This is a genomic window from Sulfitobacter sp., assembly GCF_036961165.1.
Classification (GTDB): domain Bacteria; phylum Pseudomonadota; class Alphaproteobacteria; order Rhodobacterales; family Rhodobacteraceae; genus Sulfitobacter.
This window is the reverse complement of the sequence record NZ_JBALVJ010000057.1, coordinates 1-24,360: the sequence shown is the minus strand read 5'-3', so window position 1 is coordinate 24,360 and position 24,360 is coordinate 1. Positions and strand designations below refer to the sequence as shown.

The window sequence follows — 24,360 nt, the reverse complement described above, 5'->3', positions numbered from 1 at the left end:
AGATGCATCTTAGCCAAGCCGCAAAACTGTCCTAAAAAGCAGGACCACTTCAGTGACCATCATTGCAAAGATCATGAAACGCGCGGCAAACTCACCCGTCGGGTGGAGCAAATTGTGAATCGCTTTGGGATCGCCAGAGGTTAGCCCCAGAGCCATAGGAACGGCGGGCAAACTCAACAATGCCCAGAATGTGTAGGGGTGGTCCCAAATCGATCTTACGGTAGACATCAGTGCAAGCTCCCAGAGTAATCTAAACTGTTACGTTGCTGCGCAGCCGTTCCGTCGAAAAGGATCGAAAAAAAACAGCTCCGACGCGGGGCCGAAGCCTTCATAGCGGCCATGTAACATCACCATGTCGTCATCCGCGATGACGCGGGCAAAATCCGCTTTGAACGCGCCGCTGGTCGCGAGGTTGGAGATCAGCCCTTTGCGGGCTCCGGTGCCATTGCCGATATCCGGATTGTGCTGGATATAGCCTTGATCGAAATACTGGTCGACCGGCTCAGGGTTGCCAGCGCCAAGCGTCGCGGTGAGCGCTTCGATTGCGAAGGTTTTGTTCTTGGCGGTGTCGGCCACAGCAAGGGCTGGCAGGGTGGTCGCAAACGCGACGGACGCAAGTACGGTGTTGAGGTTCATGATGCTCCACTGATGGGAGTTGTTTGTGATGATGGCGGGTCTGAGGTGCCGCACCTAAGGCTCAGACACTGCACGCCCAGGTCACCGTGAGGTTTTCGCTAAGGGCAAAGTGGGCAAAGTGATCCGCGATCACCTTTTCCAGTTTGGTCAATGTTTCCGCTTCGCTTGTTGCGGTTGGGGTCAGGACTTTATCTTGAGCCGCCAATTCGCAGGTGCCGAAGGGCAGGGTGATCTCACCGGCCTCGGGTGAGAAGGCGACTGGAACCTTATGGCCGAAGTGCTTGCTCAGCTGCTGGCGCGTTGAGTGGTCAATGTTGTGATACTTGTCTGCATTTGGTGTCTCCTGATTTCTTAGGATAAAAATAGATAGGTGCCACCTTTTTGATTAGTGCGTTTTTTGCGAAATGATATTTCCAGAAAGTGGAAAGATGATTGAAGATTATCGCAGCCTTGCCGTGTTCGCCGCTGTCGCTGATGCAGGGAGCCTAAGCGCTGCCGGACGGCGATTGAAGATTTCCAAACCGGTGGTCAGCCGCCGCTTGTCCCGTCTAGAGGATAAGTTGGGCGCGACCTTGTTCTTCCGCTCGACGCGATCGATGTCGCTGACACCCGAAGGGCATGCTGCCCTCGCGCCAGCGCGCCGGAAGGCACGAGCCTGTCGGCGCATTCAAGGTGACGATGCCTGCGTGGGGAAAGCGGTCCCATCTGCGACAGTCGCTTTAGCAGTTTGCACGATTGTATCCGCTGGTCGCTGTGTCCCTCCCTAGCAGCGACGCCCCTGACGATCTGGTCAAACAGGGTTTTAATCTTGCAATCTGGCTCGGTACGCTGGCCGGCAGCAGCCTCAAACGCCGCCGCATCGGGGCGTTCCAGCGCATTCTTGTGACCGCGCCGGATTATCTGGCGACACGCCCGCCCATACGCTCGGTCCAGGAAATTGCGCCTGCGATTTCGTTGCGTTTACCATGATCCCGGAGGAGATGGCCCTGCACCGCGACGGGACATCCGTTTCGTTCCAGCCTGAGAATGTACGTCTGGAGGTCGACACCAACACTTCTTGCAAGTCTGCGGTCGTCGCCCGTTTCGGTGTGCAGCAGCTGCCGCTTAGTGAAATCGAAGAGGGGCTGGCGTCAGGTCAGCTGGTGCGTGTGTTGCCAGAGGTTGGCATTTTTGCCGTCTGGCCGGATATCGGGCCGCAAAAATCTTTGACACGCAAGCTTACCAACTTTTTCCTCAGTAATCAGGCTGCGCAAAAGATATAAGTTGGCCAAAGAGGGACCGCTGCCGATTGATTTTGCCGGCAGCGGTGGGTTTTTAACTTCAGGCGGCGTGTTTTTGACGTGCGCCGACCTGCGCAAGGTAGGTCTCAATCGGTTGGCCTTTCCCTTCGGCGTAGTCACGCGCCACGGCGCCCCAATCGATCTGGGCGGCCCGCGACCAGTCAGGAGTGCCGGTGATGGGCGCTCCTGTAGTGTTCTTCTGGTAATTCACAATGCGCTGCCCTTCCTCGAATGCGACAAGCGACTGCTCCCAGCGGGTACCTTGCAGGGTAAGGCCCAGTGACCCTTCCTCGGGGTCGTATTCAGCGGTGAACAGCGTGCCGAAGCCTTCGGCATAGCGGTCTTGAAACAGCGGCGGCTGGAGGAACAGCCGGTTCAGCTTGCGCGGCGCGGGATGTATTTGTGCAAGGTGCGCGTGTCTCTCAAAGCTACAGGTGAATGCGGGACGGTCGGCCGCTGTTTTGCCGCTTTGGTGGTTGGTGGCGATGGCTTTTGGCATAATCCTGATCCCACCGCCGGGATAAAGCTCCACACTTGCTGTGGCGCGGGTGCTATCGGCGATAACCACATTGTAGGCCATGTGCGAGGGCACCCGTTTTAGCGCAACAAGAGCTTGCTCAACCGTGTCACAAGTTTCAAGCACATAGCGCAAAGTGGTCGTAATCCCGAACCCTTCGCCAGATTCAGAGCGACCTCCATAAGCCAGTGCAATGCTGAGGCCTGCATCGTTTATACCGTCCGACAGGCCCCAGATAAATTCGACCATCCCCATCACAGGACGGCCCAGCCATTCACTGCGTAGCAACAGGCCTTCGTTCAGGTCAGGGGATAGGTCATAATTCCGCACCAGTCGTACGTCCGTGTCGTCGGCAATCGCAGCAAGTGAGCAGCCGCCAAGGTAGGTGGGCGGGCACCACGTTGACAGGAAACGCGCAGCGCGGTCAGATCCGCCAGCGACCATGACCAGCCGGTCGTATACAGGTAGCAGTTCCGGCATGTAGCGTTGCATGGCACCGCGGCATTGCTCTTTGGTCGGGCCGCTATCGCCGCCGCGCCCGATAAACCACGCCTCATAGGCAGGCCATGAACGGTCCCAGCGGGCTTTCCATTTCGGGCCGGGGGGCGGCTCGCTCACGGCATCGAAGGTTAGCGTCTTGTTCGTCATCTCAAAGGTCCTTGGTGTCGGGTTCAAAGAAAAAGAGGATCATCTCGGCACTCGCATCGGGGCCGCTTGCATCTGTGTATGTGCCTTTGGGATCGCCGCCTGACCATGCATGACCCAGCCCCTCGATGCGCCAGTGTTCAACCGCAGTGGCGCCATCAGGGTGTGAGGCTATGCTGCGCGTAAAGCGGCGGTTTGATGCGGTGCTTTCCTCTTTGGTTTCAATCGTCTGTCCGGTTGTGCAGTGTAGGGCGTCCTGCAGGATGCGGTCGCCGTTCGAGGGATGCACGACGCTGTCGGCACTTCCATGAAACACAATGGCGCGCACCGCATTGTTTTGTGGCGTGGGTGCGGGGGTATTCAGGGCATTGCCCCCCATGGCGGCAAATGCTGATGGGACGTCATTTGCAGCGCCGAATGGAAGGCCCGAATGTGCACCGATCGCGGAAAAGATATCGGGGTAGGTCTGTCCAAGGATCACCGCCATCGCGGCACCTGCGGATAATCCGGCGACAAAGGTTCGTTGCGGTGGGATCTCGTACTCTGTCATGATATCGCGGGTCAATCCGGCAAGGATTGCTGGTTCTCCGCGGTCGCGACGCTGGTCGCCCCGACTGAACCAGTTCCAACAAGATTGCGCGTTGTCTCCGCGCGACTGATGGGGGTAAACCACAACAAATCCGAGCTTGTCCGCCAAGGCATTCATGCCGGTCCCAATGGCGAAGTCTTCGGGTGTCTGCGTGCACCCGTGCAGCATGACGACGACGCCTGTCACACCCTGCGCGGCATTCGAGGGGACATAGGCCCTATAGTTGCGGCTGCCGACCTTGCAAGAAAACTGCCCGGACCGAAAGGCCGCGCCGGAAGGGAGCGGACCAACCGGCGCCGCCGAAGGGTCACGCGCCTGGGTGATGGCCGCCAGCAAAGAGCTCATTGTTTGCTGGGGCGATTGGGTCTGGGGGCGTGCAGGTGGCTGTAGGCCATGCGCTGACAGCGTGCGCGCGACAAGGTCGCTGGCTGCGCTGAGACGTCCAGTGCGCAGTTTACCGTTCGTCGGGCGCCATGCGCCGACGTTGAAGATGTTCATTCGGATCATCCTTGATCTAGGGGTGGGGCGCCTTAGCCGATGCGGTCGGCGAGAGCCTTTTTGATGGCGGGGCTTGCCTTAAGGGCACCCAGCACTGTAATCGATCCGATGGTGGCAAGCGCCAATTCGGGTGTGACGTCAGGATCAATGCGCGCAAGGCCCACAACTTTCACATGCAGGATCTCACCTGCGGCTTGAACCGCTTCGAGATCAGCGCGTGAATAGCCCCGAAGGCCCAGTTCCATTGTGTGACGTTCGATAGATTTGCTGACGGTATCCACATGTGTGTCGAGCTGTTTGCGAATTGCGGTGCGGATGAAATCACTGCGGTTGGAATAGAAGCCTTCCTGCACCAACAGATCAATCCGCCCTAGATCTACGTAGCCTAGGTTAATCGTGATTTTTTCACTGTCAGGGACCTTATCTCGAAGTTGCCTTACGGTGCTCATATGTATTTCTCCATCTGTATGGATGGTAAATGGATGTTTTAGTGTGAGGTTCAAGGTTAATATTTGATTTAAAGCAGGGTGTGGCGAATAGCGTTTTCGACCAAACGATCACCTTGCTTCGTTTCGCGGCTCTCAATGGAGGGAGGGACGCTCTGTTCTGCTCGCGCGTTGAGCGTCCTGCATTTGTGTATCAACAGCACTTATGGTTGCTGGATTTACGTTTAGCGACCATCAAGGGCGGTGCGCTAAAAGCGGCAACATCCCGATAGGGTTTGGCGGATTGCCCGTTACATGGTCTATTGGATTTTAGGCAATTGATGCCATCTCATCGGGAAATTGAATGTTCGCATTTATCACGGAAAGCCTGACTTCATTATTGCTAGCAGGCGTGCTGGTCTACGTCGTCTTAACCAGACCAAGCTTGAAGAACCGCAAATTTGTGCAGCAGGCAGTCTTGGGGAGCATCTTTGGGGTCATGGTAATATTTCTTGCCAATCAAGCAACGCGGATTGAACCGTTCTTGATGCCGCTTGATTTCAGGGCTGGCCTGAGCATCTTTGCCGGCTACCTTGGCGGACCAATTGGCGCCATAATTGCCGGGCTGTGTGGCGCAGGTTTCCGATATGTGATCGGGGGGCCTGAAATCGAAATCGGGATATTTATGAACCTCGGTATTCCGGCGGTCGGGCTGGCAGTCAGCTATCTGCGACCCCTGAAGAATTGGCCCGATACCCGACAATCGCCAGTTGGCTATCTCGTGCTCGGGTTTGCCCTGCTTCATATTCCGCCATATATTTATTATGCCAGCACTTCCATTCTAGAAAATCCGGATGTCGTAATGCCATTGGTTGCAGCGGGGTACATCGTTAGTGGCGTGGTCTCTATCTTGATTACTTGGCAGATACTGAACTACGCATTCCGCTTTGCAAATGACGCCAATCATGCCGCAGAACTGGCGCGCAGATTGGATTTGGCCAGAACAGCGTCGGGCGTCGGTCTCTACGTTAAAGATATAGGGGAGAACGATCTATTCTATGACGCAGGAATGATCGCGATATTTGGCCTCGACAGAGACCCCGGACCAATACCGCTTTGCGACGTCGAAGCAGCTCTGAACTCAGAAGATTTGCAACGTGAGCGAGACGCAATGGAACAATGTTGGGCCAAGGGCAAATATCAGGGCAATGCGAATTTTCGCGCAACCCGCGCAGACGGTGAGCAGCGGTTCATTCGCACAACATGGGTCGCAGAACCGGATACAAATGGCGTCGTGAAGCGTGTCATGGGCATGAGTGTTGATCTGACCGATATTCGCGAGGCCAAGCAGCAGAGCCAGAATTCGCGCCATCGTCTGGCCACGGTCGCTGAAAAGCTGCCGGGCGCGATTGTCGAGCTTGACGCCACCGACTGGTTTAACCCCGAATTTCTTTATATCAGCCCGAAATGTCTGGATATCTGGGGCTATACTGACCAAGAACTGATTGCCGACACCGGCCTCTTTGCCAAGATGCACGACCTTGATGATCTCGTTACATTCTTGAAGACATCAAAGAAGAGCTTCGAGGCAGGCGAGAGCCTGTATTACCGCCACATGATCACCGCGCGCGATGGCAAAATCAAATGGCTTGATCATCACGGCGGCTCTTTGATCAAAGATGGGCGGATCATTGTCACAGCGATTGTTCTGGACGCCACGCATGAAGTCGAGCTTCAGCAGCGGATTGAAAACGAGCGTGAAATTGCGCGCAGGGCACAGAAAAACGAAAGCATCGGCCAGTTGACGGGCGGAGTGGCGCACGACTTTAACAACCTTCTGGCGGTGATCCTCGGCAATCTTGAGTTGTTGAGTGAGGATGACGATCCAGCAGCTCAGAAAGAGATGATTGATGCGGCCATCACGGCAACATTGCGTGGTGCTGACCTGACCAAAAACATGCTCGCCTTTGCCCGTCAGGCGCCTCTGAATTCGCAGGTGCTGGACCTTAACAAGGTGGTGCGCGAGGCCAAGAACTGGATGGCGCGTGCCTTTCCCGCAAGCATTGTCGTCCAGACATCTCTGCTGGCCGGGCTTTGGCCCATCGAGACAGATCGTGCATCCTTGGAAAGTGCGCTACTGAACCTTGGGCTGAATGCTCGGGACGCGATGGCGGGGCAGGGTAACCTGACCATCGAGACCGCCAATGTGCGGATCGACGAGGCCTATGTTGATAACCGCAAAGAAGAATTGCCGCCTGGGCGCTATGTTATGCTTGCCGTCAGTGACACCGGTACTGGCATTTCGAATGCCGTGCTGGGGTCTATATTTGAGCCCTTCTTCACCACCAAACCGCCTGGGTCAGGATCCGGCCTCGGATTGTCTATGACCGTTGGTTTCATGCGGCAGAGCGGGGGCACGGTGCAGGTTTATACGGAGGTAGGCCAAGGTACGACCTTCAAGCTGTATTTCCCTGCGGCTGATGCGACAAGTGAACAACGGGCAGTGCCCGTTAGGGATGAATTTCACGCGACTGGCAGCGATACAAGGCTGCTTCTTGCGGAGGATGAGGATGATGTTCGCAAGACCCTTGTCGCGATATTGGAGCGTGCGGGCTATCAGGTCACGGCCACGGCATCCGGTGACGAGGCCTTTGCTGTTTTTGAGGCTAATCCGACATTTGATCTGCTTTTGACGGATATTGTGATGCCCGGTATCCTACAAGGCACAGGGCTGGCCAAAGAACTGAGGCTGCGCGGGCCGGATCTGCCGGTCCTTTTCATGTCAGGGTACGCCAGTGAGGCAACAGTGCACGGGAACGGCCTGCGGCCCGAGGATATCCGTCTGATGAAGCCAGTCCAGCGGGTAGACCTTCTGGCGGCGGTCGCCGCTGCGTTGAAGATCGCAAGCACGTGAAAATCACAAACTTTGGAGTTAAGCGTTCCTCAAACGATATCCGCAAACTAGGTATCTGGCGCAGCCACGTGATGATGTCGGCCCCCTGCAATCCGGGCAGCTTGAGATCAACAACGGCGATGTAGTATGCAAATTTGGCCGATACGAGCTTAGTAAGAAACGCGCCTGCCTCTGATGTGCCGCAGGCGTCGCAGCCCATCAATTCGAGTTGTTTTGTCAGTAGGTCCCTGACTTGTATATCGTCTTCAACCAGTAGCACCCGTATCCGGTCGCTCTTCTTTTGTTGGTCTCGAGGGGGCCCCATTTTTTCGAAGCGTCCCATTGATCCTTAGAGGCTACGCTAGCATCAAATTGACGGTATTCCGGAAAAACATGGGAAGGGCGTTTTGCCCCTGTCGTGGTGAACTTCGTATTCAGGTGCGTGCAGCCTGAAAGAGAGGCATGTGAAAATCGGCACAAGATCAAAGGCTACACATGCAAGAAGGCAGCTTGCATGAGCGACAACTTCACTCATAATCGGTTTTACCTAAGTGTCGGGGCGGCCAAAGTAGTTGCTGCTCTGATGCACCGCTTTCAAAGATGATGGGCCGGTCCGGTGAATGGCGCCGCAAGACCTGATCAGACATCTATTCGGATAAGACACGGCATCGAAATTAACTGGTTCAGGAAGCAGATTACCCATGGGATACAATGTGCAAGACGACGCGACATCTTTGGCGAAACAAGTCGCATCAGGGGCGGTCTCACCGAATGAATTGCTTGATGCGGCACTGGCACGGGTCTCGGCATTAAATCCCAGCCTGAACGCCGTCGTTTTGATTCAGGAAGAGACCGCGCGCGCCGCAATCAAGGCGGGCTTGCCGGATGGGCCGTTCAAAGGCGTCCCCTTTCTGATAAAAGACCTTGGGGCGGAAGCCATTGATTTTCCGACGCACAGCGGGTCACACTTGTTGCGGGACACGCGGTACTCTTACGACAGCGCAATCTATCAGCGCATGCGCGCGACCGGCGTTGTGACCTTCGGGCGCACCACCTCGCCAGAAGGCGGGATTGGTCCGGTGACTGAAGCGGCGGTCTATGGTGGGCCCACGCGTAACCCTTGGGATTTGTCGCGGACATCGGGCGGGTCTTCGGGGGGATCAGGTGCGGCGGTCGCGGCTGGAATTGTGCCTATGGCGCATGGATCAGACGGGGGTGGATCAGTGCGGATACCTGCGTCAAGCTGCGGGTTGTTCGGCTTCAAAGCAACGCGTGCGCGGTTTCCCGATGGGCCTATGTCCGGCGAAGGATGGGGCGGGATGGCGATTGACGGTTTTCTGACCCGTTCAGTGCGCGACAACGCCACGATGATGGACGCCTGCGTCGGTCCCGATGCGGGCGCGCCCTATGTCGCGCCAGCGATGGAAACAACCTATGCAGAGGCGATCACCCGCCCCCCGCGTCGCTTGCGCGTCGCGATTTGCGATACCACATTTACCGGCGCGCAGATTGATAGCGCATGTCAAAATGCTGTGCATGAGACTGCAAAGCTCCTCGAAGGGCTTGGCCACCATGTGACACCCGCTTGCCCAAGGGCTGATCACGAAGGGATGATGCACGCCTGGACCACGATTGTGGCCTGCGGCACAGCGCTTTGGATACAGAGTGTGACAACAGCCAAAGGGCGCGACCTGCGCCAAGGTGATATTCAGGGGGTGGCGCGGGGGGCTTTGGCCTACGCCGAAGGGATTTCGGGCGCGGCCTATCTGGCGGCGGTGAATAAGATCCATGCTTATGGCCGCGAAATGGCGGCGGCCTTCCACGACTACGACATCATTCTTTCGGCAACACTGGCAGAGCCGCCGGCCCTTGTGGGCCGCTTCACCCACGAGCGTGACGATTACGCCAATTATCGCGTAGGGCCGGGCGGGGTGTTTGAGTATTCGCCGTTTTGCGCGACCTTTAATGCCAGCGGTCAACCTGCCGCATCGATGCCTCTACATTGGACCGAAGATGGCCTGCCCATCGGCTTACATCTGGCGGCGGCCTACGGTGAAGATGCCACGCTTATTGCCCTTTGCGCAGAACTTGAGCAGGCTGCACCTTGGGCCCACCAAAGGCCATCAATGCTCTCGGAATATCTTGCATAGATGAAAATTGCTGCGCAGAGTGAAGTGGTAGGGGGTACGGGGATTGAACACAAATATCGCGGTTGACGCGCGTAATGTCGGCAAGATTTATGGGGCTGGAATTGGCGCTGTAACAGCGCTTGGGGACGTATCGATATCCATCAAGCAGGGGGAGTTCTTCACCCTTTTGGGCCCCTCGGGATGTGGCAAAACAACGCTTTTGCGCTGCATCGCGGGGTTTGAGACGCCCACGTCCGGCACTATCCATTTGTCCGGTCAGGACATCACGCACACACCGCCCAACCAGCGCCCTGTGAATACGGTTTTCCAGTCCTACGCCCTGTTTCCACATCTGAGCGTTGCGCAGAATGTTGGCTTTGGCCTCAAGATGCTGGGCAAGCCTGCGGGTGAAGTGGCCAAGGCTGTCGCGCGGGTTCTGGCGCTTGTGAAGCTCGAGGATTTCGCCGATCGGTTGCCGCAGCAATTGTCGGGCGGCCAGCAACAGCGTGTGGCGCTTGCCCGTGCGCTTGCCCCTGAACCAGAGGTGTTGCTTCTGGATGAGCCGCTCTCGGCGCTGGATCTGAAGCTGCGCAAGGAGATGCAGAGCGAGCTGAAACGTCTTCAGACTGAGACGGGCATCACCTTTATCTTTGTGACCCACGATCAGGAAGAAGCGCTGACCATGTCCAACCGGATCGGCGTGATGTCCCAAGGGGCGCTGTTGCAGGTCGGCACGCCGCACGAGATTTACGAACATCCCGTCAATCGCTTTGTCGCCGACTTCATCGGAGAGACGAACTTTCTTGAGGGGCAGGTCGATGGGGGCCGCGTCCGTATTGGCACGGGTGATCTTCTTGATGTGCATCTTACCGGTCAAACTGGCGCTGTAACGCTTGCCATCAGGCCCGAACAGATCGGGCTGGGCGCTGCCGCCTCAGGCCTGACGGCTACAATTACCGAGACAACTTACATGGGCACGGACACGCATTACGCGCTTGCGCTAGGAGATGGCAGCCAGATCATCGCCCGTGTGCAATCCAATTCCGCAGGGGCATTGAGTGTGGGGGATACTGTCGGCATCAGTATCGACACCAAGGCCGTGCAGGTGTTGAAATCATGAGCAACGCAGGCGGACAGCGTAGCAAAGGGGCCAACGGATGGCTGCTTTCTGCGCCTGCCTTGATCTTGTTGATCTTCGCGGCAAGCGGCCCGCTTTTGATCGTCGCACTGTATTCTATACTGGAGAAGGGGGACTACTCCGGTGTCCGCTGGATCCTGTCCGGTGACGGATGGTTCCGCGTGCTGTTCGAGCGGGACATTTTCGACCAGACTGTCAGCCTTGCCGATGCGAACCTGTCGATCTTCTGGCGCTCGGTGAAGCTCTCGATCTCGACCACGGTGATTACATTTGTGCTTGGCCTGCCGACCGCGTGGTTCATCGCCACTAGACACGCCAAATCGCGGGCGTTCTGGCTGTTTCTGATCACCATCCCGTTCTGGACAAATTTGCTGATCCGGACCTTTGCCATCATGGAGGTGGTGCGGAACGAGGGTATCTTGAACACCGCCCTGATCAGCACCGGTTTGATCTCTGACCCGATCCAGATCATGTACACCGATACGGCTGTGCTGATCGGGATGACCTATGTTTACCTGCCGCTGATGGTGCTACCGCTTTATGCCGCCATTGACCGCTTTGATTTCCGTCTGATTGAGGCGGGATATGATCTTTATGCCTCGCGCTGGCAGGTCTTGCGCGGGGTGATCCTGCCGATCATTAAACCGGGGATCATTGCAGGCTCTATTCTGGTGTTCATCCCCAGCCTTGGCGCCTATGTGACGCCGCGCTTGTTGGGCGGGGGCAAGAATATGATGATCGGCAACTTTATCGAGCTGCAATTCGGTCAGGGGCAAAACTGGCCGCTTGGCGCTGCGCTGTCGACCGTATTGCTGTTGATTGTTCTGGTGTCGCTGGTGGTCTACACGCGCGTGTCTTCACGGGATGATCCACATGGCTAAGAAACGCGCCTTTGATGTGACGACCTTGCCGAGCTTTACCTTCATCGCGGTGTTGTCTTTTGTGCTGCTATACGCGCCGATTTTGACGCTGGTGATCTATTCCTTTAACGGCGGAAATTCGGTCAACCAATGGGGGGGATTTTCGCTGCAATGGTACGTGGTCGCCTTCAACAACGAAGCGGTGCAGGACGCTACTGCGCGCTCTTTGATCATCGCGCTCTGGGCCTCTGTCATTTCAACTTCGGTGGCAACAATGGCTGCCCTTGGGACCACGCGGCGGGGCAAGTTCAAAGGGCAGACGGTGATCTATATCATCATCAACCAGCCGCTGATGGTGCCTGAAATCGTGACTGCCGTGGCGCTGCTGATCTTCTTTTCCTCGGTCAAGGTCGCAACCGGCTATACCGGTTTGGGTTATCTGATTCTTGCGCACTCTGCTTTCTGTATCCCGTTTGCCTATCTGCCCATCAGGGCGCGGTTGGAGGGCATGGATACCAGCATGGAGACCGCCGCTGCGGACCTTTATGCCACGCCTTGGCAGACCTTTCGCTATGTCACGCTGCCGCTGCTGTTACCGGGTGTGATTGCAGGGGCAATGCTGGCGTTTATCATCTCACTTGATAACGTGATTATCACCGAATTTGTGAAATCGGCAGGGCAGGATACACTGCCAACCTATATGCTGGGTCAGTTGCGCCGTGCGCTGACGCCCGAGGTGAATGCCATTTCGACGGCGTTGTTGGCGCTGACGGTTCTGATCCTGATTGTTTTCGTGTTCGTCACCAAAAAGCGGGAATAGCCCGCACAACATCCAAAAGGGAGTAACCTTATGAAGACCTACCTTATTGCGACGGCAGCCCTGCTGAGCACCACCTTCGGTGCGATGGCAGAAGGCGAATTGAACCTGTACAACTGGGGCAACTACACCAGCCCAGAGATGCTGGAAAAGTTCACAGCCGAAACTGGCATCAGCGTAACCGTCACGGATTATGACAGCAACACAACGGCCCTGACCAAGGTCGAAGCGGGCGCGTCCGGCTTTGATCTGGTGGTGCCATCGGCGAACTATATCCCCGTTTACGTCCGCAAGGGCCTTTTGGCCGAGCTGGATCATTCAAAAATTCCGAACATCACCAACATCGCGGCCGAATGGAAAGACGTGCCATGGGATCCGGGCCGCGCGCATTCCGTGCCATGGCAGTGGGGATCAGTTGGCATCGCGGTGAACACGAGCGTCTATAGCGGTGACCCGAACACATCCGAGCTGTTCCTTGATCCGCCAGAAGAGCTGGTCGGCAAGATCAACATCGTGCCCGAGATGAATGACGTGCTGAACATGGCGATCTTCAACGCGGGCGGCGAAGCCTGCACCGAGGATCTGACCGTGCTCAAGGCTGTGCGCGACCGTTTGATGGCCGCAAAGCCAAAGTGGCTGTCGATGGATTATGGCACCACGGACAAGCTGTCCTCGGGCGATTATGCGGCTTCTGTGAACTGGAACGGCTCCACCATGCGCGCGCGGGTGAACAACCCTGATGTGGTTTATGGCTATCCCAAGGAAGGCTATCCCTTGTTCATGGACTCTGTCGCTTTGCTGGCCGATGCGAAGAACGTGGATGAAGCCTACCAGTTCATCAACTTCATTCTTGAGCCGGAAAATGCTGCGATGATTTCTGCTTTTGCACGCTATGCAAATGGTGTCGCAGGATCGGAAGAGTTCATGCCCGAGGATATGAAAACCGCACCAGAGATCGTGACACCGGCAGAGTTTGCCGAAGCAGGCCAGTTCCTGCCCACGTGCCCACAATCAGCGGTCGATCTTTATACCGCGATCTGGACTGAATTGCTGAAGTAAGCATAAGAATGCGGGGCTTCACTGCGGCCCCGCTTTTCGTGCTGTCTAAGTACCATCCAGCCCTGTCAAAACTGCGTAAAGATCGACGCGACGGTCGCGAAACACACCCCATGCGCGGCGCTGCTCTGCTGCATGGTCCAGATCTATTGTGGCCGTGAGTATTTCCTGAGTGTCACGTCCCGCCTGACCCAGCAACTGGCCGGTTTCTCCCGAGATGAACGACGTCCCGTAGAAACTAACACTGCGGTTGTCCTGCGCCTCTATGCCGATCCGGTTGGAGGCCAATAGTGGCATGATATTAGCTGCTGCGTGCCCACGCATGGTCATTTCCCAATGGGGCTGGCTGTCATAATCGGGGCGGTTCGGTTCTGACCCGATAGCAGTGGGATAGAGCAGCGCCTCGGCGCCCATCAGTGCCATGGCGCGCGCGGCTTCGGGAAACCACTGGTCCCAACAAATCCCGACACCCAGTTTACCAAAGGCGGTATCCCATACGCGAAATCCTGTGTCGCCGGGTGAGAAATAGAACTTCTCCTCATATCCCGGTCCTTGTGGGATGTGCGATTTGCGACAGAGGCCAAGCTCGATACCGTCCGCGTCAATGACCACAAGCGAATTGAAATAGGCCTGACCCGCGCGTTCAAAGAAAGAGATTGGAAGGACAACACCCAGTTCTTTGGCCAGTGCAGAAAAGCGGGCCAGCATGGGGTTCCCTTCACGCGGGGCGGCAAGGTCGAAATAGGCGGGGTCTTGGGTTTTGCAAAAATAGGGCGTTGCGAACAGTTCCTGAAGTAATATTACCTGCGCGCCTTGTGCAGTAGCCTCTCGAACCAGTGCTTCTGCACTATCCAGATTGCGTGCGGTGTCGGAATCTGTTGCAAACTGCGTCACGGCAAAGGTGACATTACGCATCCTTGAACCCCTCAAGCACATTGACAGTGTTCACGCCAACCGCCTCAATCGCATAACCGCCCTCCATACAGAAAACAGCAGGCAATTTCATGCGTCCGATCCGGCGACCAGCATCGGTGAAGTCGTCACTTTCCAGTTTGAAAAAGCTGATTGGATCTTCCTTATAGGCATCAACCCCCAGAGAGACGACCAGCGCGTCTGCACCCCAAGCCATGATTTTTCCGATGGCATCGTCAAGCGCTTTTGCCCAAACGTCGTATCCTGTGCCGGCGGTCATGGGGTAGTTGAGGTTCGATCCTTCACCAGCACCTTTGCCGGTCTCGTCGGCGTATCCCAGATAATATGGGTAGGACTCCTGCGGGGCTCCGTGCAGGGAGGCAAACATCACATCTGCGCGGTCATAGAAGATCGTCTGCGTGCCGTTGCCGTGATGAAAGTCGATGTCGAGTATGGCGACGCGGTTCGCGCCTGAATCCCGGAACATCTGTGCAACCACGGCGGCGTTGTTGATGAAGCAGTAGCCACCATATTGATCGGCGGTTGCGTGGTGGCCGGGCGGGCGGCACAGGGCAAACGCGCTGTCTGCACCCGCCGCGACATGGCGCTGTGCAGTTTGTGCGCTGGCGACAGATGACAGTGCCGCTGCCCATGTGCCTTGGGTCATGGCCGTTTCCGAGGCGTGGCAGTAATAGCCGACCTTCCCGTCGATATTCTCTGGAATCCTGTCCATATGCATGCTGCGCGCAGGGACATTTGCGGCGATAATCTCGCCCGCCATACCGGCGGCTTTCCATTCGTCCCAGGCTGTTTGCAGAAACGTCAGGTATCCGGGGTCAAGCAACGCCTGCACCGGCGCCATATCGACGGGGTCTGGTGTGAAGATGTCGGTCAGCTTGCGTTGGCGGAGACGGTTCAGCACGTATTCAACCCGCGAAGGACGCTCGAACGGGGTGACGAATTGGCCACCGGACAGTTCTGCCTGAGGAAAGTGTAAACGGTGATCTTCGCTGTAAATAATTCGCATCTTGCACCCTGATGTTGAAAAATGTGCCGCCAGTAGCAGTCCATTCAAGGTGACGTCGTCTTGGGCAATTCGTCAAGGTTCTTGAAACGCTTAGCGCGGGACGAGGCGCTGCGAAGTCGGAAGGCAGAGCATCGAGGGTGTTTCCATGTCAGATCGTGAGAAAGTTCGGCGTGATGCAACCGGTTGGCCGAAGAATATTAAAGATGTGACGTAACATTTCATCTTGTAACAGTTAACATGATGCGAAACCCTGAACGGGTTTGATAGACTAAACGCTGTGTTCTCTTGTCAACCAATCCGGCATGAGAACCTCTGTTTTTGGTCAATATAGCTAAACCACATTGAAAGAACTACAGATGCAAAACTGGCCTGCGCGTATCACCGACCTTATTTCCTCCGAGACTCATTTCGGACGGGAGGACATCAAATGCTTTGCCAACCGACCCGGCAATTTGAACGTGATGGTGCAGGAGTCGGTCGCACGTAATCCGCAGGGTGAGGCGGTTGTTTGTGATGATCGGCGTCTGACATATGCTGAACTGGATGAGCAGGTCCGCTCGGTTGCGCTTGGATTGCAGGGGCTGGGGGTTCGTGCGGAAAGCAGGGTCGCTTTGGTATTGGGTAATAGCCCTGAGTTCTTGATCGTGCTGTTGGCCAGTTTGCGTCTTGGTGCGATCGCAGTGCCGATCAATGTGCGCGAACAAACACTCGAGCTTGCCCATATCTTGAATGACTGCGGTGCGGTGGTTCTTGTTCATGGCGCTGATTTTGCTGAAAAGTTGCCGCGCAGCAGTGATGTGCCCACGGTTTCAAACCGCTTTAGTGTTGGCGGTACGTCTGAGGGATCACACGACTTTGACAGCCTGCTGGCCTCAGACGTAGAACTGGATAGCCCAACCGTTGCGGAAGAAAGTGTTGCGGTCATTCTGTATACGTCCGGCACGACAGGGCAGCCAAAGGGCGCCATGCTGACGCATCTCAATATCATTCATTCGGCGATGCACTTTGAGTTCTGTATGGAGCTGGGCGAGGGCGAGCGTTCGTTGCTTGCCGTTCCCGCATCCCACGTCACGGGTTTGGTTGCGACGCTGTTCACCATGCTTCGGACGGCGGGGTGCAGTGTCATCATGCGCAGCTTCAATGCGCCGGCATTTTTGGAATTGGCCGCGAATGAAAAGGTTACCCAGACACTGATGGTGCCTGCGATGTACAATCTGTTCCTGCTGCGCTGTGCGGTAGAGGACTATGATTTGTCGCACTGGCGCATTGGCGGCTACGGCGGTGCCCCGATGGCTGAGTCGACCATTCAGGAGCTATCGGAAAAACTGCCGAACCTCTTGCTGGTCAATGCTTATGGCGCGACCGAGCTGACGTCACCCGCCACGATATTGCCGCTGGGCTTGGGGGCCGAGCGTTCCGATAGCGTTGGCGTTACCGTGCCGTGCGGGGAAATCCGTATAGTTGATGAAAAGGGCGTCGAAGTCGCGTCTGCCGAACACGGAGAGTTGTGGATCAAAGGACCGATGGTTGTGCCAGGTTATTGGAACAACCCTGAAAAGACAGCGTCCGAGTTCCAAGACGGCTTTTGGAAAAGCGGCGATGTCGGCTCGCGCGACGACGAAGGGTTTATCCGGTTGCACGACCGGCGTAAGGACATGATTATTCGCGGCGGCTACAACATTTACTCAGCCGAGATCGAGAATGCGCTGACGGCCCATGCGTCGATCATCGAATGTGCCGCCATCGGCCGACCCGATCCGGTGCTGGGTGAGAAGCTGCATGTGTTTATTCAAAGCTCAGACGCCGACCTTGATGAAAACGCGGTCAAATCTCATATCCGTTCGCTTTTGGCGGACTACAAAGTGCCGGATTTTGTGACGCTGACGGATCAGCCGCTGCCGCGCAATGCCAACGGCAAAATCGTGAAAGCAATTTTGCGCGAGCAGGTCTAAGCGTTAGGCCCGCATGCCGCGCACAACGGTTTGGGCAAGGTCCTTGGCGATCAGGTCCCGGTCAGCATCTGTCTGCTGGGGCCTGAGCCGGTACCAGTCGACCAGACTGTTAAGTGCGCCCATGATCACCCGACCTGCGATTTTGACATCAGGAACGCTCAGCGTGCCGGTGTCTATGCCGCCACGCAGAACCTCGCGGTAAAGCTCTTCGTAATTATTGCGCTGGTTGATCAGCTCAGCCAACATCTCGCGGTCCGCTTCGGTGGTAGAGCCACGCAGGTATATCTCGACGCCAAGGCGGATGCTGCGCTGATATGGTAGGGTGTCCATCATTACGCGCGCGTGGGCAGCGGCCATTGCCTCAAGTTTTTCATCATGGGGGATGGGTAGGGCCAGAACCGGATCGACGGCATCAAAGCAGTATTGCATCGCTTGCCGGTGGACTGCGAAATAGATTGAACTCTTGGACCGGAAATGGTGATAAACGCGCCCCTTGGTTGCCCCAAGAACATCGGCAATATCGTCGATGGTTGCTTTCTCTAGCCCCTTCAGCATGAAACATTGAGCCGCAGCTTCGACAATTTGCTGTCGACTGTCCGTCATAGGGGGCAGGCTTTGCGGGGGTTGAGTGTTCATCATCTCGACCATTCCTCAAATGCCTGCTTCTCTTCAATAGTGTTTTTTTTCATGTCGTTGATCGCTCCCGACTGCTCCAGTCAAACTGATACTTCAAACCGGCTTTGTGCGCAAAGCCTTCTAATTTTTGTGTTAGCGCCGAAGGAACGAACGCGGACTATTGACACCTGCGCGTTGTGCGCTGACAGTGACATACTACTGAGAATGTTGTCGCTTTGGAAGTGAAACCGACAGCAGTCGATCCGCCAACGGAGGGGCGGATAGGGTAACCTTAAAATTAACGGCTCGACGGGTGCTTTTCCCGTCGCACAGGCCCACCAAATGTTCGGGAGGACACACATGACTTACAACAAATCCATCGCACTTGCTGCCACGCTTGCCGCTGCGGCAATCGCGGGTCAGGCCGCAGCCAAGGAACGCCTCAATTTTGCATACGGCTATCCAAACACCTCTGCGATTGGCAAAGCTGTTGACGATTATGCCGCAGCCGTAGCCGAGCGTTCGGGCGGCGAAATTGACGTAACCGGTTTTGCGATGTCGCTGCTTAGCCTGCCAGAAACATCCCCCGGTGTGCGCGACGGTCTGGCTGACGTGGGCTTCGTGCTGCCACCGTATTACCCTGCAGAATATCCAACGACCCTGTTCCTGCATGAGCTGAACCTGCTTATCAATCTGGTAGAAGAACCAACTGGCAAAGAGCCGTTGGCCTACACCGGCGCGATGATGGAATACACCTTCAACAACTGCCCCGAGTGCCTCGCCGAGAACAAAGCGCAGAGTCAGGTTTACACCGCTGGCGGCGTTACACCGCTGTACAATCTGCTGTGCAAAGACGTGAGCGTTACATCCATTGCTGATCTTAAAGGCCTGCGCCTGCGTGCTGGTGGTGCCGGTTTCGTGCGTTTCGCAGATCAGTTCGGTGCCCAAGGCGTGCGTTTGCCTGTGTCCGAAGTCTATGAGGCGCTGGATCAAGGTATCATCGACTGCGCAATGCTTTCGGCGCCTGAGCTGACCAACTACAACCTGCATGAAGTCGTCACCGACATCACGCTGGCTGTTCCGGGTGGCGCATTCGCTGGTGTATCTTCCGCCAACGTGAACTCTGATCGCTGGAACGCGATGGACGACAAGAGCCGCGAAGCGATGCTTTGGGCCGGTAGCCACATGTCAGCTGACGTGACGTGGAACTTCTACACCGATGATGCTTCAGCGATTGAGCATGCGCGCGAAAACGGCATCAAAATCCATGCTGCTGATGCAGAGCTTTTGGCTGCGGTCAAAGACTTCTCGCGCCAAGACCTCAAGACAGTAGCGGCTTTGTTCAAGGACACATATGGCGTTGCGCGTTCTGACGAGATCGTGGCTGAGTTCGAGCCGCTGCTTGCAAAGTGGAACGGCCTTGTTAAGGACATCGACAGCAGCGACGCGCTGCAGCAGCTGCTCTGGGATCAGGTGATCTCGAAGGTTGATCCGGCCACTTACGGTAAGTAACCCAACCGGCTTTTCGATCAGACGGGGTGTCGCTTGTTTCTTGCGGCACCCTTCGTTTCCTTCTCCAAAAGAGATAGCCCTCATGAATTTTATTTCGTCCGTCATCTCTCGGCTGATCTCGGGGTCTGCCTCAATCGCAGGCATACTGGTGTTGATGCTGGTTGTGCACGTGACCCTTGACGTCATCATGCGGTTTGTCTTTCAGACACCGCTCAACTCTACCATCCTCTATGTTTCTGCTTTCTACATGGTCGGGATTGCCTTTCTTCCGCTTGCCGCTGTTGAACAAAATGACGGCCACATCGCGGTCGAACTTCTGGTCGAAAAATTCCCGCAGAAGCTGCAAAACTTCATTGCCGGACTTGCGCTGCTGCTGACCTTTATCGTGACGGCAACTGTGGCCCTCCGCACTGGGGACGAGGCTTTGGCCAAATACATCGGTGGATCATATTCCATCGAAGCAGGCGGCAAGATCATCACTTGGCCCACCTATCTGTCGCTTCCCATCGGCTTTGGCCTGATGTCGATTGTGGCTGGCTGGAAGTTCATCTGCATGGTCATGGGTCGCCCACACGGGCTCAACGCTTTGAAGATTGAAGACCCTTATTTGTCCGCCGGAGATAGCCAATGACCGAACTACAGATCGCTGGCATCTTTGTTGCCATTTTGCTGGTCATGATCCTGATGCGCATCCCGATCGGCATCTCTTTGATTGCTGTGTCGTTCTGCGGGCTGTGGTCGATGTTCAACTGGAATATCGCGTGGGGAAGTCTGGGCATCGTGCCGTACAGCTTTGCCAACTCATGGGTGCTGAGCTCGATCCCGGCTTTCCTGTTCATGGGGTTCATATGTTATCATACCCGACTGACGCAGGGCTTGTTCAACGCCGCGCAAATCTGGTTGTCGGGCTTGCCAGGCGGTTTGGCGATTGCCTCTGTCTTTGGTTGCGCGGGCTTTGCTGCTGTCACGGGGTCATCGGTCGCGTGTTCGGCGGCGATGGGCAAGATTGCAGTGCCAGAGATGATGCGCCACCGTTATAGTGCAGAGCTTGCTACCGGCACGGTTGCAGCGGCTGGTACTATCGGCGCGCTCATTCCACCATCGATCCTGATGATCCTCTACGGCATTATCTCGCGCCAGTCGGTCAGCGCGCTGTTTCTCGGCGGTCTGGTTGTAGGTGTCATTACTTTGTTCGCCTACATCGTGCTGATCATTGTCCGGGTAAAGCTGAACCCCGATCTGGCGCCGCCGGTTGATATCAAGGCAACGCCCGCCGAGAAGATCAAAGCGCTCGGCCAGACCTGGCCTGTTCTGCTCATCGTGATCGGTGTGTTTGCGGGCTTGTTCGGTGGTGTTTTCACCCCGACAGAGGCAGGTGCTATCGGTGCAATGCTTTCTATTCTTGTGGCGTTCATGTACCGCACGCTGACTTTCAAAGCGCTGCGCATGGCGTTCACAGAAACCCTGACAACAACGGCTGCTTTGCTGATTATCGCTGTGGGTGCGAGCCTGCTGACACGGTTTCTGGCTTTGTCCGGCATCGGTGATGCGCTGTCCGATGCGATCCTTGGCTTTGGTGTGTCGCCGCTGATGATCATGATCGGGATTGTTGTCGTCTATCTGGTGCTTGGCATGATGCTGGAACCAGTTGGCGCCATGTTGCTGACGCTGCCCATCGTGATGCCGATTGTGGATGAGACAGGCTACAGCCTGCTCTGGTTCGGTGTGGTGCTGGTTAAACTGCTTGAGATTGGGATGATCACGCCGCCAATGGGCATGAACGTCTTTGTCATCAAAGGGGTGGTCGGCAATACCGCATCGCTCTCGATGATCTTCAAAGGCGTATTCTGGTTTGTGGTTGTTGATCTTGTGATCGTCGCTGCCCTGATCGCGTTTCCTGACATTGTGCTGTTTCTGCCGGCGATGGTTGCAAACTAGTGCTAGATTAGAAGCTTAAACGCGCCTGTCCCAATCTGGGGCTGGCGCGTTTTTTATAGGCGGGCAGGGGAGCGCTGGCTATCTGACCAGCCTACCGAGGTTTCGATTGCTTCACAGATCGCTTGTTGGCTGCTTCTTTGGTCAACGCGGCCATGCGGTAAAACCCGTGCGCCATCTTTGAGTAGGGGCTGAGCAGGAAGAAAGTCAAAACGCTGTCAAGATGCAACGGCAACAACCAACCGACTGCAGCGGTGCCAGTGGCGGCATAGAGCACCAGACCCGTTGCACCGACGGCGAATAGCAACAATGCGAATGCCATTTCTCCTCCCCAAGCTTTTGGCGCGCCAAGGTTCGGATCTGCCTTTGTCTTGAGCCATGCCAAGCCTGCGGTGCCGATGCATGGCAACAGTCCCCCCGGTACGCCCAGTAGTTTGGGTAGACTAAAAAATTCGTAGGGCGCTTCCATACCGAAGACACAGTGCAAGAGCGTGCCGCTGGACGTTGACGCAAAGCACAGCAAGAAGCCGTACAACACCGCTTGGTGAAAAAGCCGCCTTGCGTGGGTGAATTTGTCCTCTTCCTCGAAATTGCAGCCGTCGCCGTGGCCGCATTCAAGGGGTTTCATCCGGCCAGCCGACTTCATGGCGTCACCCAGATCGGACAGCTGGACGGTTCCACCGCCGACTGTGTGCCAATAGCCGCGCAGCGATGCAGCTAAAGCGAGAAGGGGCAGCAGAAATGCAGGTGCAAAGATCGCGACCATCAAGCCGTGGGACATGTAGGTATAAAAGCCCTCACCGCTTTCTGGTTGCAGGACCTGCGCCAACGCAAAGATCAATGCAAAGGCAAGGATCAGGCCAAAAGACATCAAAACTCCGCTGCGGCCGAAAAGCTGCGCAAACTCTTTGGGCCACGCGTAGTCTTTCCAGCTCTCCTGCCGTACCTCTGCCAGTGCTTTGGGCAGATTGAGATCGAATTCATGCGGTGCTGTGTATTGGCAGGCGTAGTAGCAACCGCGACAGTTGTGGCACAGATTTGCCAGTTGCGTCAGGTCACCGTCAGAGAACGCGCGTTCACGGTGTAGTGCCGGAAAGACCGAACAGTACCCCTCGCAATAGCGGCAGGCGTTGCAGATTTCGGCCTGACGGTGGGCCTCGTTGAGGAAATCAATTTGCATGGGCTGCGGCCTCCTTGCCTGCGATGCGTACGAAAACGGTACCGATGGTCATCCCGAAACCGGCAAGATAGCCCTGACCAAGGATTGAGCCGGCCATGGTTTCGCCAGCCGCCCATAGATTGCTGATAGGTTGGTTGCCGACTGAGCACTGGGCATTCTCGTCCACCTTTAGTCCGAGGTAGGCCTGTGCGCAGGCTGTAGCCCTAAAACGGAGCTTCGGTAATCGGGCGTGCCCAGTTGGATTTGGTCGGGGTGAGGCCGGTTGTGGTTCCACCGTCCAGCTCTGTGGGGTGGAAGCCAGAGGTGTCGCCGCAAGCGGCGTTGAACTCATCGACGGGCGCGCGCAGCTTGTCGGCAGGAAGGCCCATTTTTTCGGCCAGATCTTCGATTGTCGCGCCTTTGATCGGCCGAAAGACCGACGGCATGAACAGCTCCAGCGACCTGGCGTCGATAATGACATAGCCTACCTGATCGGGCCGCTCCGACACCAGACGCCCCCAGATCGCATAACGCTTGGGCAAGACATCTGCCCCCTCGTCATAAAGCCGCTCGGCGTCCTTTTTGACGACGATGGAGAAAGGCACGCAATCCAGTCACGTGACGATCCCGCCGTCGAACCTTGGCGCGCGCCCGTCGATGGCAACAGCGTGACACTGTGTTGGATCACCGACCTGTTCGACGCCTTGATCCCGAAAATCCGCCAAGACAACGTCGCGATTGTAGGGCGTGCCACGGATCAGGACGTTCTTCGCCGCAGGTCCCCACGCACGCACGCGCCAGCCAGTCAGTGCCGGCCTGAAAGCCGTCCGATGCCACGATGACCGATTTCGATGTCAAGCTCTTGGCTGCGCCCTCATGGGGAAAGTCGACCCGCGCCATATGGTCGCCGTCCATCTCCAGATGGGTGACGGCGGCCTCATACAAAACCTGAACGCCAAGCGCTTGCGCCGTGCGGTAGTAGGCATTCACAAGGCCTTTGCCACCGCCAAGAAAGAACGCGTTGGTGCGGGCCAGTGACAACGTGCCGGACAATGATGGCTGAAAGCGCACGCCGCGTTCCTGCATCCACGGCAGGCATTCCTCGGAGGTGCGGATAGCCAATCGAGCAAGGTGTTCATCGGTTTTGCCGTCAGGGACTTTCTTCAGGTCTGCAAAATACTCCTCTTCGCTGTAGCTATCTACAAGCGGCCCTAACGACCCCGTGTGCATGGAGCGAAAATTGCGGGTGTGGCGCGAGTTGCCACCGCGATAAGGCTTGGGCGCGGTTTCAAGGATCAGAACATGCGCTCCGACCTCTGCTGCTGTAATCGCTGAACAAAGAGGGGCATTACCACCCCCGATGACAACAATATCGGGATCAGATTGTATAGGACCTCCTGAAGTTTGGTCAATTAATGCGGTATGCGCATCAATTACGATTTCCTTGATTTCGAAGCCTTTCTGGCTGTCAAAGAAACAGGATCCTTTCACCTTGCTTCTGAGCGGCTGAACTTGTCGCAATATTCGGTCACGCGGCGGGTGCAAAAGCTGGAAGGCGCGCTTGGTTCGGTGCTGTTTGACCGCACCACCCGCGAGGTGCGCCCGACGCTCGCGGCCAAGCGGCTACAACAGCGCGCCGAGGCCATTTTACTGGACGCATGCGAAACCACGCTGGCCATGCGCGGCGAAAGTCCGGCTTACACCCATCAGCGCGCGCAGACTGAAGTGGTCCTGCTTTTTAGGACAGTTTTGCGGCTTGGCTAAG

At 56.3% G+C, this 24,360-nt stretch carries 26 protein-coding genes and 2 pseudogenes; 14 read left to right on the top strand and 14 right to left on the bottom strand.

The features are described 5' to 3' along the window. Positions 1-9: 9 nt before the first annotated feature. The 3 genes from V7730_RS17705 to V7730_RS22740 form a co-directional block, all read right to left on the bottom strand. The gene (locus tag V7730_RS17705; RefSeq protein ID WP_335748920.1) at positions 10-228 is read right to left on the bottom strand and encodes a hypothetical protein; all 219 of its coding nucleotides are present in this window, start codon (positions 226-228) and stop codon (positions 10-12) included. Between the two features lie 30 nt (positions 229-258). Beyond that, positions 259-636, bottom strand: a complete 378-nt coding sequence (locus V7730_RS17700; RefSeq protein ID WP_335748919.1) for a nuclear transport factor 2 family protein — start codon at positions 634-636, stop codon at positions 259-261. Between the two features lie 61 nt (positions 637-697). Next, positions 698-925: a DUF2218 domain-containing protein gene (locus V7730_RS22740; protein WP_443070241.1), complete on the bottom strand. Its 228-nt coding sequence runs from the start codon at positions 923-925 to the stop codon at positions 698-700. Positions 926-1,040: 115 nt separating this feature from the next. On the opposite strand from V7730_RS22740, the gene V7730_RS22735 reads away from it, so the two are divergent. The 3 genes from V7730_RS22735 to V7730_RS17690 are packed head-to-tail and all read left to right on the top strand — an operon-like array spanning position 1,041 to position 1,898. Then, the gene (locus tag V7730_RS22735) at positions 1,041-1,403 is read left to right on the top strand and encodes a helix-turn-helix domain-containing protein (protein WP_443070240.1); all 363 of its coding nucleotides are present in this window, start codon (positions 1,041-1,043) and stop codon (positions 1,401-1,403) included. Continuing rightward, on the top strand, positions 1,372-1,605 hold the full coding sequence (locus V7730_RS17695) for a LysR substrate-binding domain-containing protein (protein ID WP_335748918.1): 234 nt from the start codon (positions 1,372-1,374) through the stop codon (positions 1,603-1,605). Before V7730_RS22735 ends, V7730_RS17695 begins: the two co-directional genes overlap by 32 nt. An 11-nt stretch (positions 1,606-1,616) precedes the next feature. Beyond that, positions 1,617-1,898, top strand: a complete 282-nt coding sequence (locus V7730_RS17690; protein ID WP_335748917.1) for a LysR substrate-binding domain-containing protein — start codon at positions 1,617-1,619, stop codon at positions 1,896-1,898. Positions 1,899-1,956: 58 nt separating this feature from the next. Here V7730_RS17690 and V7730_RS17685 read toward each other — a convergent pair whose 3' ends face one another. From V7730_RS17685 to V7730_RS17675, 3 genes are read right to left on the bottom strand one after another with little or no spacing between them, the layout of a single operon-like run. Beyond that, positions 1,957-3,081: a C45 family peptidase gene (locus V7730_RS17685; protein ID WP_335748916.1), complete on the bottom strand. Its 1,125-nt coding sequence runs from the start codon at positions 3,079-3,081 to the stop codon at positions 1,957-1,959. A 1-nt stretch (position 3,082) separates the two neighbouring features. Beyond that, positions 3,083-4,165: an extracellular catalytic domain type 1 short-chain-length polyhydroxyalkanoate depolymerase gene (locus V7730_RS17680; protein WP_335748915.1), complete on the bottom strand. Its 1,083-nt coding sequence runs from the start codon at positions 4,163-4,165 to the stop codon at positions 3,083-3,085. Positions 4,166-4,197: 32 nt separating this feature from the next. Continuing rightward, complete coding sequence (locus V7730_RS17675; protein WP_335748914.1) at positions 4,198-4,614, bottom strand: CopG family transcriptional regulator; 417 nt, start codon at positions 4,612-4,614, stop codon at positions 4,198-4,200. Between the two features lie 340 nt (positions 4,615-4,954). On the opposite strand from V7730_RS17675, the gene V7730_RS17670 reads away from it, so the two are divergent. Beyond that, positions 4,955-7,504 carry an ATP-binding protein gene (locus V7730_RS17670; RefSeq protein ID WP_335748913.1) on the top strand — a complete coding sequence of 850 codons (2,550 nt, stop codon included), beginning with the start codon at positions 4,955-4,957 and terminating at the stop codon, positions 7,502-7,504. Between the two features lie 58 nt (positions 7,505-7,562). Here V7730_RS17670 and V7730_RS22730 read toward each other — a convergent pair. Continuing rightward, a pseudogene (locus V7730_RS22730) lies at positions 7,563-7,808 on the bottom strand (response regulator); the annotation flags it as partial. Between the two features lie 376 nt (positions 7,809-8,184). On the opposite strand from V7730_RS22730, the gene V7730_RS17665 reads away from it, so the two are divergent. Genes V7730_RS17665 through V7730_RS17645 form a run of 5 tightly spaced genes read left to right on the top strand, consistent with a single transcriptional unit; the run spans position 8,185 to position 13,486 of the window. Continuing rightward, positions 8,185-9,633 carry an amidase gene (locus V7730_RS17665; protein ID WP_335748912.1) on the top strand — a complete coding sequence of 483 codons (1,449 nt, stop codon included), beginning with the start codon at positions 8,185-8,187 and terminating at the stop codon, positions 9,631-9,633. A gap of 43 nt (positions 9,634-9,676) precedes the next feature. Next, positions 9,677-10,732, top strand: coding sequence for an ABC transporter ATP-binding protein (locus tag V7730_RS17660; RefSeq protein WP_335748911.1), 1,056 nt, complete (start codon positions 9,677-9,679; stop codon positions 10,730-10,732). Beyond that, complete coding sequence (locus tag V7730_RS17655) at positions 10,729-11,631, top strand: ABC transporter permease (RefSeq protein ID WP_335748910.1); 903 nt, start codon at positions 10,729-10,731, stop codon at positions 11,629-11,631. Before V7730_RS17660 ends, V7730_RS17655 begins: the two co-directional genes overlap by 4 nt. After that, the gene (locus V7730_RS17650) at positions 11,624-12,430 is read left to right on the top strand and encodes an ABC transporter permease (protein WP_335748909.1); all 807 of its coding nucleotides are present in this window, start codon (positions 11,624-11,626) and stop codon (positions 12,428-12,430) included. The genes V7730_RS17655 and V7730_RS17650 overlap by 8 nt, the downstream gene beginning before the upstream one ends. A 30-nt stretch (positions 12,431-12,460) precedes the next feature. After that, on the top strand, positions 12,461-13,486 hold the full coding sequence (locus V7730_RS17645; protein ID WP_335748908.1) for an extracellular solute-binding protein: 1,026 nt from the start codon (positions 12,461-12,463) through the stop codon (positions 13,484-13,486). Positions 13,487-13,531: 45 nt separating this feature from the next. On the opposite strand, the gene aguB is transcribed toward V7730_RS17645, so the two are convergent. Together aguB and V7730_RS17635 are read right to left on the bottom strand one after the other, a co-directional pair. Beyond that, positions 13,532-14,398, bottom strand: a complete 867-nt coding sequence (gene aguB / locus V7730_RS17640) for an N-carbamoylputrescine amidase (protein WP_335748907.1) — start codon at positions 14,396-14,398, stop codon at positions 13,532-13,534. Further along, positions 14,391-15,422, bottom strand: a complete 1,032-nt coding sequence (locus V7730_RS17635) for a histone deacetylase family protein (RefSeq protein WP_335748906.1) — start codon at positions 15,420-15,422, stop codon at positions 14,391-14,393. The genes aguB and V7730_RS17635 overlap by 8 nt, the downstream gene beginning before the upstream one ends. Positions 15,423-15,778: 356 nt before the next feature. On the opposite strand from V7730_RS17635, the gene V7730_RS17630 reads away from it, so the two are divergent. Next, complete coding sequence (locus V7730_RS17630; RefSeq protein ID WP_335748905.1) at positions 15,779-17,374, top strand: class I adenylate-forming enzyme family protein; 1,596 nt, start codon at positions 15,779-15,781, stop codon at positions 17,372-17,374. Between the two features lie 3 nt (positions 17,375-17,377). Here the strand turns inward: V7730_RS17630 and V7730_RS17625 are convergent, their stop codons facing one another. Further along, positions 17,378-18,013 carry a TetR/AcrR family transcriptional regulator gene (locus tag V7730_RS17625; protein ID WP_335748904.1) on the bottom strand — a complete coding sequence of 212 codons (636 nt, stop codon included), beginning with the start codon at positions 18,011-18,013 and terminating at the stop codon, positions 17,378-17,380. 336 nt (positions 18,014-18,349) lie between these two features. On the opposite strand from V7730_RS17625, the gene V7730_RS17620 reads away from it, so the two are divergent. The 3 genes from V7730_RS17620 to V7730_RS17610 all read left to right on the top strand — a co-directional run bounded on the left by V7730_RS17620 (position 18,350) and on the right by V7730_RS17610 (position 21,439). After that, the gene (locus V7730_RS17620; RefSeq protein WP_335748903.1) at positions 18,350-19,501 is read left to right on the top strand and encodes a C4-dicarboxylate TRAP transporter substrate-binding protein; all 1,152 of its coding nucleotides are present in this window, start codon (positions 18,350-18,352) and stop codon (positions 19,499-19,501) included. An 82-nt stretch (positions 19,502-19,583) separates the two neighbouring features. Then, positions 19,584-20,132, top strand: coding sequence for a TRAP transporter small permease (locus tag V7730_RS17615; protein ID WP_335748902.1), 549 nt, complete (start codon positions 19,584-19,586; stop codon positions 20,130-20,132). After that, positions 20,129-21,439, top strand: coding sequence for a TRAP transporter large permease (locus V7730_RS17610; protein WP_335748901.1), 1,311 nt, complete (start codon positions 20,129-20,131; stop codon positions 21,437-21,439). Before V7730_RS17615 ends, V7730_RS17610 begins: the two co-directional genes overlap by 4 nt. 91 nt (positions 21,440-21,530) lie before the next feature. On the opposite strand, the gene tcuB is transcribed toward V7730_RS17610, so the two are convergent. The 4 genes and pseudogenes from tcuB to V7730_RS22715 form a co-directional block, all read right to left on the bottom strand. Further along, complete coding sequence (gene tcuB, locus V7730_RS17605) at positions 21,531-22,616, bottom strand: tricarballylate utilization 4Fe-4S protein TcuB (RefSeq protein WP_335748900.1); 1,086 nt, start codon at positions 22,614-22,616, stop codon at positions 21,531-21,533. A 136-nt stretch (positions 22,617-22,752) separates the two neighbouring features. Further along, positions 22,753-22,806, bottom strand: a pseudogene (locus tag V7730_RS22725) (hypothetical protein); the annotation flags it as partial. Between the two features lie 13 nt (positions 22,807-22,819). Continuing rightward, complete coding sequence (locus V7730_RS22720; RefSeq protein ID WP_443070239.1) at positions 22,820-23,200, bottom strand: hypothetical protein; 381 nt, start codon at positions 23,198-23,200, stop codon at positions 22,820-22,822. A 79-nt stretch (positions 23,201-23,279) separates the two neighbouring features. After that, positions 23,280-24,086: an FAD-binding protein gene (locus tag V7730_RS22715; RefSeq protein WP_443070238.1), complete on the bottom strand. Its 807-nt coding sequence runs from the start codon at positions 24,084-24,086 to the stop codon at positions 23,280-23,282. Between V7730_RS22715 and V7730_RS17595 the strand changes: the two genes are divergently transcribed. Then, a complete protein-coding gene (locus tag V7730_RS17595) occupies positions 24,018-24,359 on the top strand; it encodes a LysR family transcriptional regulator (RefSeq protein ID WP_335748899.1) in 342 nt (113 codons plus the stop codon). The genes V7730_RS22715 and V7730_RS17595 overlap by 69 nt on opposite strands. Position 24,360: the final 1 nt, after the last annotated feature.